This is a genomic window from Streptomyces orinoci (genome assembly GCF_003121295.1).
Classification (GTDB): domain Bacteria; phylum Actinomycetota; class Actinomycetes; order Streptomycetales; family Streptomycetaceae; genus Streptomyces; species Streptomyces orinoci.
Genome location: NZ_PHNC01000031.1, coordinates 121,857 through 136,696, shown reverse-complemented (window position 1 = coordinate 136,696; position 14,840 = coordinate 121,857). Strand labels below are relative to the sequence as shown.

The following is a 14,840-nucleotide window of genomic DNA, read 5'->3' as shown; positions in this document are numbered from 1 at the left end:
CGGATGGCGGCCGTTGATGATTACCCGGGAGAGGGGCTTGCGGTATGCGAGGCTCCTGCGGCACCATCGCTGGCTAGGCCGGATAGGTGGCCTGTCCCGGCACTGCGCTGCCCCTTTTTCTGGCGCGGTCTGGAAGAGGGCGGCTTCGTGCCCCTGTGGGACGAAGCGGAACCATCGCCCTACGAGCTCGAGGATGAGCGTGAGTACGCGTCACTCGTGCAAACAGAGCGGGATCTGGCCTGGCTCGGCTCAGGACTTCTCCGCCGCATCGCGATCTTCCAGAACTTCAGCACGGCTTACTTGACCCGTTCATGGACCACCAAGGATGAGTGGATCTTCGAGCTGGATACGCATCGCGACGTATCTCTCGCACACGACGCCTTCCTTGATCGCCTCACGGACGATGTCTGGGGCCTTCCACTGAGGATCGCGCGCCACTACTGCGATTGCATCCTGCAGGCGACAGCGAGGCGGGGCTATCAGTGCACGTTCTATCTGGAGCACAAGCACCCTGATGCACGAGGGGCGATGCAGATCCGCTTCAGGTGGGGAGATGCTGTTTACGGCGATGGCGTGCGAGAGAGGTTGGAAGATCTCGAGGCCAATCGAGAGTGGCTGGACAGGGTGCTGCCCTGCCGAACTGGTCGGCCCAGTAGGCCGGTTGGTCGAAAGAGTGGATCCCGATGAATTTGGACAGCCTGGCCCTGTTGATCCTTGGTCTGTCAGGAGCGCTGACTCTGCTGCTATCACAGCTCCGCGATGTCTTGGCGAAGACAGCAGAGGTTATCCATGCATGGAATGAAGTTCGGCGGAGTCTACGAGCAAGCGGCGGGGTACACAGCCGACAGGGTACGCCCCGCAACTGAGGTCACGAGATCACCCGAGACGGAGCCTGTGGACCAGCAGTATCGGTCCTGGGTTGGCACGAGATCCAGGAATCCCAACTGTACCGTCAGGCTTGTCGGTTGTATGGGCTAGAGATAAAACGCGAGGTCGGGTACTACACAGAGGGGTGCGGTGCTGTATCTGGCGATGGGCGCGGGAGATGGATCGTGGGAACTCCCTTTGGCCGTGGCAGGAGTGCCCGGAATCGCTTCGATTATTGCAGCGGTCGTCGCTGCTCGATTTGCCAAGGCGACAAAGCGTGCAGAGGTCGATGCGCAACACGGATGGAACCCGCCATGGTGCAAGTAGGTTTTGGCCTGCAGGGCCAGGCTGGGGCGGAGCTCCCTAAAGGGATTCGTCTTCTTCTTCGAATTTGTGGAGTCGCCTTGTGATCTCGTCAGCCCAGCGCTGTGCCCATCGTCGTAGTTCAGCGATCTCCTGTTCGCTGAGACCGTAGGCGGCGAACTCGGCGTCATCGATCCAGTCTGCGCCGGCGAGCCGGGCCTGGAGGTCGGAGAGGTCGAACGTGTCACGTGCGTGACGGCGGCCGAGTTCTTCGAGCTCGGTATGGGTCCAGCGGTCTGCTGTGGCCTGGACGTCGATCAGATCGCGGGCGAGTCCTCGGTCGGCCAACGCGCGGACCTTGGTGCCGACCACGTCTTCGAGGGAGAGCACCAGACCGTGCTCTGTTTGCACGGGTGGGCGCCAGAGTGCCTCCTTGAGGATGTCCACCTCGCATTCGTCGCCCGTGGTGGAATCGGTCACGATCAACCGAGCGGACAGTGGATCCGTCTCCAAGGCCCGTACGTGCCAGCCTCGTTCGGTCAATCCGGTGTGCACCGTTGCGGCGATCTCCTCCATCGGATCGGGGTTCTCTGTGGCCACATCGAGGTCCTGGCTGAGCCGGTCGACCAGCCCGTGAGCCTGTACCGCGTAGCCACCCGTGAGTACCAGCGGGTAGGCATCGCCGACGGAGAGGAGGTCCGCGAGCAGACGGCGGTGTAGATCCGTGAGATTCACGCGGCGGCCTGGTTGCCAGGTACCAGCTCGTCGAAGGCGCTCTCCCAGACGTCGCGGATGTCTCGGCTGATGAGTGTGCGCAGGATCGGCCACATGCTGATGAGCACTTCTCGGTTCAAATGGCGAACCAGGTCCTCGCGCTGTCCTTCGGCGAGAAGGATTCGGTAGTAGCTCATGCGCAGCCGAGCCTGATCGAGGTCGAACTGGGTCAGGCCGGACCAGGCGATGTGCAGCGGCAGCCTGACGGTGCCGTGCACTGGGCCTTTGAGCTCCGAGAGTTCAACAGGAAGTCGCCGGGCGAACCTGGCGCGACGAAGCTCGGTGACGCTGGGCGGGAGTGCCATACGTCGATTATTCCGCAGGAGGCCGGGGGCCGGAGTTGGTTGCGAGAAGATCACTGATGCCCACTGGGCACTGCTTTTCTGGTGCGGATCTGGTGCGGAACGCCTCACTTGGTCCGAGCAACGAGCAAGGCCCAGGTCGCTGACCTGGGCCTTCTGCTTGGAGCGGGCGACGAGAATCGAACTCGCGCTCTGAGCTTGGGAAGCTCATGTTCTACCATTAAACTACGCCCGCGCGGCCGCCCCTCAGGGCGTCGCATCGTCGCACACTCTACCTCATGCAAGCCCTCGGTGCACCGTCCCCCGAGGGGCTTTCCGTATGCGCGGGTGGTGTGGACGGGGTGGGGACGGGCGTACGGGCGGCGGGAGTTGGGGCGTAGCGTGTGGGCGCGGAAAGCGGCCCGGGGGTGCTGGGAGTGCCATGTTCGAGGAGATCCCTTATATCCCCTAATGTGGCTTTTGTCGTTGTTCATTCGGGGAAAGGGAGCTTCGATGGAGCGCACCATCGTTCGTTGTGCCGAAGGGCACGTGTTCAGCACCGTTTCGTTCCCGATGCAGAATCTCGGCCCCGACCGGCTTGGCCCCGGGCGGCTGCTGCGCTGCCCGCGCTGTGCGCGGCTGCGGCACTCGGTGCCGGTGGCGCAGGCGAAGCGTTGATCATAAACCGCGGGTGTGCTGCGCGGGCCCGGTCCCCCCGGACCGGGCCCGCGCATTTCGTCGTCTCCGCGTATCCTTCGATCCGTGCTTCTCTCAGACAAGGACATCCGGAAAGAAATCGACGCCGGTCGGGTGCGTATCGACCCGTACGACGAGTCGATGGTGCAGCCGTCGAGCATCGATGTGCGGCTGGACCGCTACTTCCGGGTGTTCGAGAACCACCGGTACCCGCACATCGACCCCGCGGTCGAGCAGGCGGACCTCACGCGTGAGGTGGTGCCGGACGGCGACGAGGCGTTCATCCTCCACCCCGGGGAGTTCGTTCTCGCCTCCACCTACGAGGTCATCACGCTTCCCGATGACGTCGCTTCGCGGCTGGAGGGCAAGTCCAGCCTCGGCCGGCTGGGGCTGCTGACGCACTCCACGGCCGGCTTTATCGACCCGGGCTTCTCCGGTCATGTCACCCTGGAGCTGTCCAATATGGCCACGCTTCCGATCAAGCTCTGGCCGGGCATGAAGATCGGGCAGCTGTGCATGTTCCGGCTGACCTCCCCGGTCGAGCACCCCTACGGGTCCGTCAAGCACGGCTCCCGTTACCAGGGACAGCGTGGGCCGACGCCCTCGCGGTCCTTCCAGAACTTCCACCGCACTCAGGTCTGAGCAGACTCAGAGCAGGACAGGGCAAGAAGCAACAGTGAGTGACAAGCGCGAGAACCTGACGTATCCGCTCTTCGGGCAGGCGATCCGAGAGCTGGCCCAGACCATCGCGGACGACGGCTATGAGCCGGACATCGTCCTGTCCATCGCCCGCGGCGGCGTCTTTGTCGCGGGCGGCCTGGCCTACGCGCTGGACTGCAAGAACATCCACCTGGTGAATGTGGAGTTCTACTCCGGGGTCGGCAAGACCCTGGAGATGCCGGTGATGCTGGCCCCGGTGCCCAATGCGATCGACTTCTCCAACAAGAAGGTGCTGATCGCCGATGATGTGGCGGACACCGGCAAGACGCTGAAGCTGGTGCACGACTTCTGCCTGGAGCATGTGGCCGAGGTCCGCAGCGCGGTGATCTACGAGAAGTCGCACTCCCTGGTGAAGTGCGAGTACGTCTGGAAGCGCACCGAGGACTGGATCAACTTCCCGTGGAGCGTGGAGCCGCCGGTGGTGCGGCGCGAGGGCCAGGTCCTCGACGCCTGACGGTCGGCGGAATGTGAACAAGGCCCTGGCCGCGCTTGTGCGGCCAGGGCCTTGTCGTCATAGCGTGCCCAGTTTGATGATCGACAGCAGGGCGATCAGCTGGATCGCCGAGGCGCCCAGCGCCTTGGGCCAGGGGATGTCATGGGACTTGCTGACCATCGAGGTGAACAGCACGCCCGCCAGCACCCAGGTCGCCCAGCCCAGCAGCTGGACAAAGGGACTGTCGCCGCCCAGGAACATTGCGACGACCAGCCGGGGCGCGTCCGTGAGGGACATGATCAGCATCGACAGGCCGACCGTGGGCTGCCAGAGGCCGTCGCCGCCCAGCTGCCGGGCCAGGGTGTGAGTGACGGCGCCCAGGATCAGCCCGGAGATCAGGACGATCGCCCCGGCGGTCAGCACCAGGGGAACGGCCGAGCTCAGGGTGGCGTTGAGGACGTCCTTGCGCGCCTTGTCGAAGCCGAAGACGGCCAGCAGGCCGTAGACAAAGGTGACGATCAGCGCCGGGCCCCACATGGCGTGGTCCCGCATCCGCCAGAAGGTGGCGGAGGGGCGCAGCACAATGCCGCTCAGCAGCTCCTTCCAGTGCAGCCGGGGGCCGGGCGGCGGCCCGGCGGGGGCGGGCGCCTGGCCGGGGCCGCCGCCGTAGGTGCTGGGGGCGCCATAGGGGTCGTCCGCGCCGGGGGGACCGTAGGCGTCCGGGGCCTCGCCCATGGCGAACTGCTGGGTCTGGCCGGGGTGGTCGCCGGGGCGGGCGGCGTAGGGGTCGTACGGCGGGTTGTACGGGGGGTTGTACGGGGGGCTGTACGGCGCGGCGTACTGCCCGTACTGCGGTTGCTGACCGCCGCCGAAGTACTCCGGCTCGTCCTGCCCGCCCGGCCGCTGCCACTGCCGGCCGTCGCCATAGGGGGCGGCCTGCCCGGGGTGTTGTCCTTGCCGCGCGGGGCCGGGCTCGTTCGAGTCCCCTCCGCGTCCCATCCTGAATCCAGCCACGCCTTCGAACGTACCCGCTCCCGCGTGAGGGCGGTGCCGGGCCGGGGTGTCCAGGGCGCCCTTTGCTGCGGAGCTGTGACATCCCCTAGGGGAAAGGTCGGGGTTTAGGGCGACGACAACGGCCGGTGCCGCGGACAAGCGCGGGCACCGGCCGTGTGGGCGTCCGGACTTACTTCACCGGCTCCGGATCCGGCTCCGGGGCGTCCGCCGCCTCCCCGTCGCCCTCCGGCTCCACCGGGGTCTTGACCGACTCCAGCAGCAGCTGGGCGACGTCCACGACCTGGATGGACTCCTTGGCGGTGCCGTCGTTCTTCTTGCCGTTGACCGAGTCGGTGAGCATCACCAGACAGAACGGGCAGGCGGTGGAGACGATGTCGGGGTTGAGGGCGAGGGCCTCGTCCACGCGCTCGTTGTTGATGCGCTTGCCGATCCGCTCCTCCATCCACATCCGGGCGCCGCCGGCGCCGCAGCAGAAGCCGCGCTCCTTGTGGCGGTGCATCTCCTCGTTCCGCAGGCCCGGCACCTTGGCGATGATCTCGCGCGGCGGTGTGTAGACCTTGTTGTGGCGGCCCAGGTAGCAGGGGTCGTGGTAGGTGATCAGACCCTCGACCGGGGTGACGGGGATCAGCTTGCCCTCGTCGATGAGGTGCTGGAGCAGCTGGGTGTGGTGGATGACCTCGTACTCGCCGCCGAGCTGGGGGTACTCATTGGCGATGGTGTTGAAGCAGTGCGGGCAGGTGGCGACGATCTTCTTCTTGGACTTGGCGACCGTCACGCCCTCCTCCGCGTCCTCGCCGAAGGCCATATTGAGCATCTCGACGTTCTGCTGGCCGAGCTGCTGGAAGAGGAACTCGTTGCCCAGGCGGCGGGCGGAGTCACCGGTGCAGTTCTCCTCGCCGCCCATGATGGCGAACTTCACGCCCGCCATGTGCAGCAGCTCGGCGAAGGCCTTGGTGGTCTTCTTGGCGCGGTCCTCCAGGGCGCCGGCGCAGCCGACCCAGTAGAGGTAGTCCACCTCGGTGAGGTCCTCGATGTCCTTGCCGACGACCGGGACCTCGAAGTCCACCTCCTTGGTCCACTGCAGGCGCTGCTTCTTGGCCAGGCCCCAGGGGTTGCCCTTCTTCTCCAGGTTCTTGAGCATCGTCCCGGCCTCGCTGGGGAAGGCGCTCTCGATCATCACCTGGTAGCGGCGCATGTCCACGATGTGATCGACGTGCTCGATGTCCACCGGGCACTGCTCGACACAGGCGCCGCAGGTGGTGCAGGACCACAGGACGTCCGGGTCGATGACGCCGTTCTCCTCCAGGGTGCCGATCAGCGGGCGCTCCGCCTCGGCCAGGGCGGCGGCGGGGACGTCCTTCAGCTGCTCCTCGGTCGCCTTCTCCTCGCCCTCGGCGGTCTTGCCGCCGCCGGCCAGCAGATACGGGGCCTTGGCGTGCGAGTGGTCGCGCAGCGCCATGATCAGCATCTTCGGGGAGAGCGGCTTGCCGGTGTTCCAGGCGGGGCACTGCGACTGGCAGCGGCCGCACTCGGTGCAGGTGGAGAAGTCCAGCAGGCCCTTCCAGGAGAAGTGCTCGATCTGGGAGACGCCGAACTGGTCATCCTCGCCCGGGTCCTCGAAGTTGATCGGCTTGCCGTCGCTGACCATCGGCTGGAGGGCGCCCAGGGCCACGTCCCCGTCGGCCTCCCGCTTGAACCAGATGTTGGGGAAGGCCAGGAAGCGGTGCCAGGCCACGCTCATATCGGTGTTCAGGCCGACCGTGATCATCCAGATCATGGTCACGCCCAGCTTGATCATCGCGGTCAGGTAGACCAGGTTCTGGAGCGTGCCCACGCTGAGCCCCTTGAAGGCGGCGACCAGCGGGTACGAGACGAAGTACGCGGCCTCGTAGTGGCCGGCGCCGTGCAGCGCGCCCTCCAGCCCGCGCAGGACCATGATGGCCAGTCCGATCACCAGGATGACGTACTCGACGAAGTACGCCTGCCAGGCGGTCGAGCCCGCGAAGCGGGACTTGCGGCCGGCCCTGGACGGCAGGTTCATCAGGCGGATCACCATGAGCGCCAGGATGCCCAGGGTGGTGGTGGAGCCGATGAACTCGATATAGAGCTCGTACGGCAGCCAGTCGCCGATGACCGGCAGCGTCCAGTCGGCCTTGAACAGCTGGCCGTAGGCGTTGACGATGGTCAGCCCGAGCGTGAGGAAGCCGACGGCGACGAACCAGTGGGCGATGCCGATGACGCCCCACTTGTTCATCCGGGTGTGGCCGACGAACTCCTTGGCCACGGTGAGGGTGCGTTGGGCTGGTTCATCGGTGCGGGCACCGGCCGGAAGCGGGGCCCCCAGCCGGAAGAAGCGGACGAACTGCGCGATGGCGCGGCCGAGCAGCGCAACGCCGACAACGCTGAGGACCAGCACCACGATGATCGCGGCGAGTTGCATGGGACGGGCTCCTCGAACCTGCGAGAGCGGACTCCGGATTACTAGGCAGTAACTTATCCGGCCTTTGCCGAGAGTACCCAGGATTCCCGCACCCCTGAACCCGCCCTGCCGGTGATCTGCATCGCGCAGGCGACCCTTGGCCGCGCGGGCGACGGCGGCTGATCGTAAGCCTCGTATAAAAGTTGAGTCGCCTGGACTCAGCTCCGTTGACATGCGGCCGTTCGTCCTGCACCCTTGAGCCTGTTCCACTCAAGTCATGGAGGAATAAAAATGGCACGTGCGGTCGGCATCGACCTGGGTACGACGAACTCCGTCGTCAGTGTTCTCGAGGGCGGTGAGCCCACCGTCATCACCAATGCCGAGGGCGCCAGGACCACGCCGTCCGTCGTCGCCTTCGCCAAGAACGGCGAGGTGCTGGTCGGCGAGGTGGCCAAGCGCCAGGCCGTGACCAATGTGGACCGGACCATCCGGTCGGTGAAGCGCCACATGGGCACCGACTGGAAGATCAACCTGGACGGCAAGGACTTCAACCCCCAGCAGATCTCCGCCTTCATCCTGCAGAAGCTGAAGCGGGACGCCGAGGCGTACCTGGGCGAGAAGGTCACGGACGCGGTCATCACCGTCCCGGCGTACTTCAACGACTCCGAGCGCCAGGCCACCAAGGAGGCCGGCGAGATCGCGGGTCTGAACGTCCTGCGCATCGTCAACGAGCCCACCGCGGCCGCCCTGGCCTACGGCCTGGACAAGGACGACCAGACCATTCTGGTCTTCGACCTCGGTGGCGGCACCTTCGACGTCTCGCTGCTGGAGATCGGCGACGGCGTGGTCGAGGTCAAGGCCACCAACGGTGACAACCACCTCGGTGGTGACGACTGGGACCAGCGCGTGGTGGACTACCTGGTCAAGCAGTTCCAGAACGGCCACGGCGTCGATCTGTCCAAGGACAAGATGGCCCTCCAGCGCCTCCGCGAGGCCGCCGAGAAGGCCAAGATCGAGCTGTCCTCGTCCACCGAGACCACCATCAACCTGCCCTACATCACGGCCTCCGCCGAGGGCCCGCTGCACCTGGACGAGAAGCTCACCCGCGCCCAGTTCCAGCAGCTGACCGCGGACCTGCTGGACCGCTGCAAGACCCCCTTCCACAACGTGATCAAGGACGCGGGCATCTCCCTGTCCGACATCGACCATGTGGTCCTGGTCGGCGGCTCCACCCGCATGCCGGCCGTCGCCGAGCTGGTCAAGGAGCTGACCGGCGGCAAGGAGGCCAACAAGGGCGTCAACCCGGACGAGGTCGTCGCCATCGGCGCCTCGCTCCAGGCCGGTGTCCTCAAGGGCGAGGTCAAGGACGTCCTGCTGCTCGACGTCACCCCGCTGTCCCTCGGCATCGAGACCAAGGGCGGCATCATGACCAAGCTGATCGAGCGCAACACCACGATCCCCACCAAGCGCTCCGAGATCTTCACCACGGCCGAGGACAACCAGCCGTCCGTGCAGATCCAGGTCTACCAGGGCGAGCGCGAGATCGCGGCGTACAACAAGAAGCTCGGGATGTTCGAGCTGACCGGTCTGCCGCCGGCCCCGCGTGGCGTCCCGCAGATCGAGGTCTCCTTCGACATCGACGCCAACGGCATCATGCACGTGACCGCCAAGGACCTGGGCACGGGCAAGGAGCAGAAGATGACCGTCACCGGCGGCTCCTCGCTGCCGAAGGACGAGGTCGACCGGATGCGCGAAGAGGCCGAGAAGTACGCGGAGGAGGACCACAAGCGCCGCGAGGCCGCCGAGACCCGCAACCAGGGCGAGCAGCTGGTCTACCAGACCGAGAAGTTCCTCAAGGACAACGAGGACAAGGTCCCGGCCGAGGTCAAGACCGAGGTGGAGACGGCCGTCGCCGAGCTCAAGGAGAAGCTCAAGGGCGAGGACTCCGCCGAGATCCGCACCGCCACCGAGAAGGTCGCCGCGGTCAGCCAGAAGCTGGGCCAGGCCATGTACGCCGACGCCCAGGCCGCCCAGGGTGCCGCCGGCGCCGCGGGTGCCGGTGCGGCCGGCGGCCAGCAGGCCAAGGCCGAGGATGACGTGGTGGACGCCGAGATCGTGGACGAGGAGAAGCCGAAGGGTGGTGCTCAGGCGTGACGGAGGAGACCCCGGGCTTTGAAGAGAAGCCTGAAGGCCCCTCCAACGCCGAGACCCCCGAGGAGCAGGGTGCCGGTCCCGCCGACAAGGCGGGTCCGGCCCCGGCCGGGGAAGAGCTGGTAGAGGTTGGCCTCCAGGCACAGCTGGACCAGGCCCAGGCCGCGCTCAATGAGCGCACCGCGGACCTCCAGCGGCTCCAGGCCGAGTACCAGAACTACCGTCGCCGGGTCGAGCGCGACCGGGTGCAGGTCAAGGAGGTCGCGGTGGCGAACCTCCTGTCCGAGCTGCTCCCCACGCTCGACGACATCGGGCGCGCCCGTGACCACGGGGAGCTGGTCGGCGGCTTCAAGTCCGTCGCCGAGTCCCTGGAGACGGTTGTCGCCAAGATGGGCCTTCAGCAGTTCGGCAAGGAGGGCGAGCCCTTCGACCCGCTGATCCATGAAGCCCTGATGCACAGCTACGCCCCGGACGTCACCGAGACCACCTGCGTGCAGATCCTGCAGCCGGGGTACCGGATCGGCGAACGGACCATCCGCCCCGCCCGGGTGGCGGTCGCCGAGCCGCAGCCGGGCGCCCAGCCCAAGGCGGAAGCGGACGACGATGCCGAGGAGAGCGGTGGCCCGGACGAGGGCTGACGCCAGGACACCCGCAAGCGACCGGGAGGAGGGACGCCGGGGATGAGCACCAAGGACTTCCTGGAGAAGGACTATTACAAGGCCCTCGGCGTCTCCAAGGACGCCACCGAGGCGGAGATCAAGAAGGCGTACCGGAAGCTCGCCCGCGAGTTCCACCCGGACGCCAACAAGGGCGACGCCGCGGCCGAGGAGCGCTTCAAGGAGATCTCCGAGGCCTATGACGTACTCGCCGACGCCAAGCGGCGCAAGGAGTACGACGAGGCGCGCGCCCTCTTCGGCAACGGCGGCTTCCGGCCCGGTCCGGGCGGTGGCGGATCGTTCAACTTCGACCTGGGCGACCTCTTCGGAGGCGCCCAGGGCGGAGCCGGCGGGGGCGGCTTCGGCGGCGGGCTCGGCGATGTCTTCGGCGGGCTGTTCAACCGGGGCGGCACCACCCGCACCCAGCCGCGCCGCGGCCAGGACATCGAGTCCGAGGTCTCGCTGAGCTTCGGCGAGGCGGTCGAGGGGGCCACGGTCCCGCTGCGGATGTCCTCCTCGGCGGCCTGCAAGACCTGCTCCGGCACCGGTGACAAGAACGGCACCCCCAGGGTCTGCCCCACCTGTGTGGGCACCGGCCAGGTGTCCCGCGGCACCGGCGGCGGATTCTCGCTGACCGACCCCTGCCCCGACTGCAAGGGCCGCGGGCTGATCCCCGAGAACCCCTGTGAGGTCTGCAAGGGCAGCGGGCGCGCCACCTCCTCGCGCACCATGCAGGTCCGTATCCCCGCCGGAGTCTCCGACGGCCAGCGGATCCGGCTGCGCGGCAAGGGCGCTCCCGGCGAACGAGGCGGGCCCAACGGCGACTTGTATGTCGTCGTCCATGTCGGCTCCCACCCGGTCTTCGGCCGCCGGGGCGACAACCTCACCGTCACCGTGCCGGTCACCTTCCCGGAGGCCGCGCTGGGCGGCGAGATCAGGGTGCCCACCCTCGGCGGGCCCCCGGTGACCCTCAAGCTGCCGCCCGGCACCCCCAACGGCCGCACCATGCGCGCCCGCGGCAAGGGCGCGGTCCGCAAGGACGGCACCCGGGGCGACCTGCTGGTCACCGTGGAGGTCGCGGTCCCCACCGAACTGGGCGACAAGGCCCGGGACGCCCTGGAGACCTATCGTGAGGCCACCGCGGGCGAGGATGTCCGCGCGGAGTTGTTCCAGGCAGCGAAGGGAGCGTGACCCCCATGACCGCGACCGGCGACGGCCGCCGACGTAATCCCTACGAGCTCACCGACGAGTCGCCGGTGTACGTCATCTCCGTCGCGGCTCAGCTGTCGGGCCTGCATCCGCAGACCCTGCGGCAGTACGACCGTCTGGGCCTGGTCTCGCCCGGCCGCACGGCCGGACGCGGCCGCCGCTACTCGGCCCGGGACATCGAACTGCTGCGGCAGGTGCAGCAGTTGAGCCAGGACGAGGGCATCAACCTGGCCGGCATCAAGCGCATCATCGAGCTGGAGAACCAGGTCGCGGCCCTCAGCGCCCGCGTCGCGGAGCTCCAGGCGGTGGTGGACGGCGCGGCCGCGGCGATGCAGCAGCGCGAGGCCCAGGTGCACGCTTCCTACCGGCGCGACCTGGTCCCGTACCAGGACGTCCAGCAGACCAGCGCACTGGTCGTCTGGCGCCCCAGACGCGACCGCGAGCGCTGACCGGTCCCTCTGCCCTCAAGGCCCGCCGCCCTGGTTTCAGGGGCGGCGGGCCTTGCCGTTGATCGCCCTCCGGGCCGGAACGGGTGGTCAGAGGTGCCGAACGGCCGTGGTGGCGCGTGCTGTTGGGATGACGGCGGGCACGCGGGTGGTGCATCGCACGGTTCGGCAGACCTTCCGTGTTCACCGGTGCGCGTGCTCCTATTGGGCCACAGGTCAAAGGCGCGCAGGGGGCGCACATGGAAGCGGACAACTTGGCTGATCTCGCGGTGCAGTTACTCACCGGGCTGGTCAGTGGGGCGGGGAACGGGCTGAAGCAGGGGGTGACCGATCTCGTACGGGGGCGGCTGAGCCAGCTGGCCGAGGGCCGGGCCGCGTTGAACAGGCTTGACGCGGCGCCCGCCGACCCGGCGGCGGTGGCGGGGATGCGTGACCTGCTGATCGCGGTGCTGACTGCCGACCCCGCCTTCAGGCAGGAGCTGGAGCGGCGGTGGGCGGTCGCCTTCACCACCGCCGGCCGCGATCAGATCGGCGGTGACCGGACGACCATCCATGTGGGCGACAATATGAGGGGGCACATCAGCATCGGTGCGGCGCCCGCGCCGGCGAACCGGGGTACGCGGTTCGCGTTGGCCGGCGCGGCACTTGTGGCGATTCTGGGGATTGCCTTCGGTGTCTACTGGGTCGTTCACCGGCAGAGTGCCGACTCCAAATCGGGGCAGTCCGCGCCCAGTTCGTCCTTGCCGTCCATGCCATCCATGTCGTCCATGCCGGGCGTCACCGGCACTCCGTACGCCGCGTCACCGCTGGCCCCGCCCCCTGTCATGCCCGAGGCGTCCGGCCAGGATGTCGGGGCGACCGGCCGCCAGGCCATGGCGATCGTTCCCGACCTGCGGAGCCTGCCCTCCGGCTGGACGACCGAGATGGGGCCCACCACCCCACCCGACGGCTGTGAGGACCGCTCCTCGGGCATGTGCCGGATGGCGACCGGGGCGGCGGGCGCGGTCTACCGCACCACCTCGTCCGCCCGGGCGATGTTCTCGGTCGTCACCTACCCCGGTGAGATAGCGGCGGTCGGCGGGTACCGCAGTGCGGTCGCCGCCGTCTCCGCCGAGCAGGGGACCTCGGCGCTCCAAGTGCCGTCCGTGGGCGACCAGTCCACCGGTCTGGCCCGGCCGGCCGGCTCCGGCAAGGCGGGGCAGATCATGCTGCGGGCCGGAAATGTGGTGTGCGCGGTCGGCTATCAGAGCGACTCGGGTGGCCCGGACGTCGCCATGCTGACCCGGCTGGCCACCACCGTTGTCGAGCGGGCCCGCCAGGCGGGACGGGGCGAGCAGCCCACGGCACGGGTGTCGGGCTGAACTCGGCGGAGGCGGCGTACTGTTGACTGAATTCGATCAATGGTTCAAGAACATGGAGCGCGTAATGCCGCCGAGCCCCCGTGATGTCCTCGCCGCCTATCACCGGGCCATGCTGGCCTGGTCCGCCGATGATCTCGCCGATCTCTACGCCCCGGACGCGGTGCATGAGTTCCCCTTCCTCACGCCCGGGTGGCCCGAGCGGTATGAGGGGCGCGAGGCGGTGCGGGAGGGGTACCGGGCGGCCTGGGGGGCCAGCCCGGTGCGGCTGCGGGACATTCGGGATGTGGTGGTCTTCGACGGGGCCGACCCGGAGGTGGTCGTCGGGCAGTGGAAGGCCACCGCCACCCATGCGGACGGTGGCCAACCGGTTGAGATCACCGGCCTGTTGATCCTGCGGGTGCGGGACGGTCTGATCACGCACGCCCTGGACTACATGGACACGCTGGGCACCTTCCATGCCCTGGGGCGGCTGCCCGCACTGCTGGCGGCGCTCGGGGCGGGGGACGCGCCGGACTAGGAGATGTGGTGGACGGCCGGGGCGTCAATGGCGGTTCTCCGCCACACCGTGGCTGCTACGGGGCCGGGGGCTCGTCCAGGCGGGCGGCCAGCCGGTCGAGGGCCGCGCGGATGCCGTCGCCGTAGGCGTCCTGGTTGAGGGCGTCGCCGAACTCACGGGCCAGGGCGAGATGTTCGCGGGCCGCGGTGAGGTTGCCGGTTCTGCGGTGGCTCTCCGCCAGGTTGAGATGGAGGGAGGGGTAGAAGCCGCGGATCGCCAGGGTGGAGTCATGTTCCTTGACGCGGGCGTCGGTGACGGAGTCGGCGGCCGCCAAGGCACGTATGTCCCAGGCGAGTTCCTGCTCGGGGTCGTCCTGGACGTCCGCCAGGTAGTGGGCCAGGACGCACTGGTGGAAGGGGTCGCCGGCGGGGTGGATCTCCTCCCAGAGGGCGGTGAGGCGCTGCCGGGCGGCGGCGGGGTCGCCCTCGCGGTGCAGGGTCATGGCCTCATGGATCCGGGCCATCGTCGCGTCCTCGGTTGTCGTCATGGCGCCGAGGCTAGGGGGAGGGTCTGACAGTGCCGGGTGGTCAGGGCGCGGTGACGCTGCCCAGGGCGCGGGTGACGGTGATCTCGATCAGCACCCGGTCGGGGTTGGGGGCGGGCGTACGGCCGTACCGCTCGGCGTAGCGGGCGACGGCGTCGGCGACGGCCTCCGGCTCGGTGCGTACGCGGGCCACTCCTTCGAGGGTGGCCCAGGAGCCGCCGGGGGCGACCTGGCAGACCGCGACCCGGGCGCCGTCGGGGCCCGCGGCCAGGACATTGGCCACCTTGCGGCTGTGCTTGCGGGTGATGACGCGGGCGGTACGGGTCTCGGGCTCGAAGGTGACGCCGACGGGCACGACATGCGGGGTGCCGTTGGGGCGGAGGGTGGTGAGGGTGGGGAAGTGCCGCTCACGCCAGAAGGTGAGGTAGGCGGGCGGGAGGTTGCGCAGGTCGTGGGCCATGGGTGCCAGG

16 protein-coding genes and 1 tRNA gene are annotated in these 14,840 nt (G+C 68.2%); 10 read left to right on the top strand and 7 right to left on the bottom strand.

Translation table 11 applies throughout. The features are described 5' to 3' along the window. Positions 1-147 precede the first annotated feature (147 nt). Positions 148-687 (top strand): hypothetical protein, encoded by a 540-nt coding sequence (locus tag CV755_RS22620; RefSeq protein WP_109282131.1) that lies wholly within the window; start codon positions 148-150, stop codon positions 685-687. A gap of 543 nt (positions 688-1,230) precedes the next feature. On the opposite strand, the gene CV755_RS22615 is transcribed toward CV755_RS22620, so the two are convergent. The 3 genes from CV755_RS22615 to CV755_RS22605 form a co-directional block, all read right to left on the bottom strand. After that, on the bottom strand, positions 1,231-1,905 hold the full coding sequence (locus CV755_RS22615) for a nucleotidyl transferase AbiEii/AbiGii toxin family protein (protein ID WP_109282130.1): 675 nt from the start codon (positions 1,903-1,905) through the stop codon (positions 1,231-1,233). Beyond that, on the bottom strand, positions 1,902-2,249 hold the full coding sequence (locus tag CV755_RS22610; RefSeq protein WP_109282129.1) for a transcriptional regulator: 348 nt from the start codon (positions 2,247-2,249) through the stop codon (positions 1,902-1,904). The genes CV755_RS22615 and CV755_RS22610 overlap by 4 nt, the downstream gene beginning before the upstream one ends. A 158-nt stretch (positions 2,250-2,407) precedes the next feature. Further along, positions 2,408-2,481: transfer RNA gene (locus CV755_RS22605), tRNA-Gly, on the bottom strand. Between the two features lie 257 nt (positions 2,482-2,738). Here CV755_RS22605 and CV755_RS35190 point away from each other — a divergent pair. From CV755_RS35190 to CV755_RS22595, 3 genes are all read left to right on the top strand, one after another. After that, a complete protein-coding gene (locus tag CV755_RS35190) occupies positions 2,739-2,903 on the top strand; it encodes a hypothetical protein (RefSeq protein WP_164503313.1) in 165 nt (54 codons plus the stop codon). A gap of 84 nt (positions 2,904-2,987) precedes the next feature. Continuing rightward, complete coding sequence (gene dcd / locus CV755_RS22600) at positions 2,988-3,563, top strand: dCTP deaminase (protein WP_109282128.1); 576 nt, start codon at positions 2,988-2,990, stop codon at positions 3,561-3,563. 34 nt (positions 3,564-3,597) lie between these two features. Then, positions 3,598-4,095, top strand: a complete 498-nt coding sequence (locus tag CV755_RS22595) for a phosphoribosyltransferase (RefSeq protein WP_109282127.1) — start codon at positions 3,598-3,600, stop codon at positions 4,093-4,095. 57 nt (positions 4,096-4,152) lie between these two features. Here CV755_RS22595 and CV755_RS22590 read toward each other — a convergent pair whose 3' ends face one another. Then, positions 4,153-5,088: a Yip1 family protein gene (locus CV755_RS22590; protein ID WP_338323678.1), complete on the bottom strand. Its 936-nt coding sequence runs from the start codon at positions 5,086-5,088 to the stop codon at positions 4,153-4,155. 169 nt (positions 5,089-5,257) lie between these two features. Next, positions 5,258-7,528, bottom strand: coding sequence for a (Fe-S)-binding protein (locus tag CV755_RS22585; protein WP_109282126.1), 2,271 nt, complete (start codon positions 7,526-7,528; stop codon positions 5,258-5,260). A gap of 270 nt (positions 7,529-7,798) precedes the next feature. Between CV755_RS22585 and dnaK the strand changes: the two genes are divergently transcribed. The 6 genes from dnaK to CV755_RS22555 all read left to right on the top strand — a co-directional run bounded on the left by dnaK (position 7,799) and on the right by CV755_RS22555 (position 13,847). Next, on the top strand, positions 7,799-9,661 hold the full coding sequence (gene dnaK, locus CV755_RS22580) for a molecular chaperone DnaK (RefSeq protein ID WP_109282125.1): 1,863 nt from the start codon (positions 7,799-7,801) through the stop codon (positions 9,659-9,661). Next, positions 9,658-10,296 (top strand): nucleotide exchange factor GrpE, encoded by a 639-nt coding sequence (grpE, locus tag CV755_RS22575; protein ID WP_109282124.1) that lies wholly within the window; start codon positions 9,658-9,660, stop codon positions 10,294-10,296. Before dnaK ends, grpE begins: the two co-directional genes overlap by 4 nt. 42 nt (positions 10,297-10,338) lie before the next feature. Next, complete coding sequence (gene dnaJ / locus CV755_RS22570; protein ID WP_109282123.1) at positions 10,339-11,505, top strand: molecular chaperone DnaJ; 1,167 nt, start codon at positions 10,339-10,341, stop codon at positions 11,503-11,505. A gap of 5 nt (positions 11,506-11,510) precedes the next feature. Further along, positions 11,511-11,972, top strand: a complete 462-nt coding sequence (locus tag CV755_RS22565) for a heat shock protein transcriptional repressor HspR (protein ID WP_109282122.1) — start codon at positions 11,511-11,513, stop codon at positions 11,970-11,972. A 236-nt stretch (positions 11,973-12,208) separates the two neighbouring features. Beyond that, on the top strand, positions 12,209-13,330 hold the full coding sequence (locus CV755_RS22560; RefSeq protein WP_109282121.1) for a hypothetical protein: 1,122 nt from the start codon (positions 12,209-12,211) through the stop codon (positions 13,328-13,330). Positions 13,331-13,394: 64 nt separating this feature from the next. Then, positions 13,395-13,847, top strand: a complete 453-nt coding sequence (locus CV755_RS22555) for a nuclear transport factor 2 family protein (protein WP_241561357.1) — start codon at positions 13,395-13,397, stop codon at positions 13,845-13,847. 55 nt (positions 13,848-13,902) lie between these two features. On the opposite strand, the gene CV755_RS22550 is transcribed toward CV755_RS22555, so the two are convergent. Together CV755_RS22550 and CV755_RS22545 are read right to left on the bottom strand one after the other, a co-directional pair. Further along, complete coding sequence (locus CV755_RS22550) at positions 13,903-14,373, bottom strand: hypothetical protein (RefSeq protein WP_193553460.1); 471 nt, start codon at positions 14,371-14,373, stop codon at positions 13,903-13,905. A gap of 40 nt (positions 14,374-14,413) precedes the next feature. Further along, on the bottom strand, positions 14,414-14,830 hold the full coding sequence (locus CV755_RS22545; protein ID WP_109282118.1) for a pyridoxamine 5'-phosphate oxidase family protein: 417 nt from the start codon (positions 14,828-14,830) through the stop codon (positions 14,414-14,416). Positions 14,831-14,840: the final 10 nt, after the last annotated feature.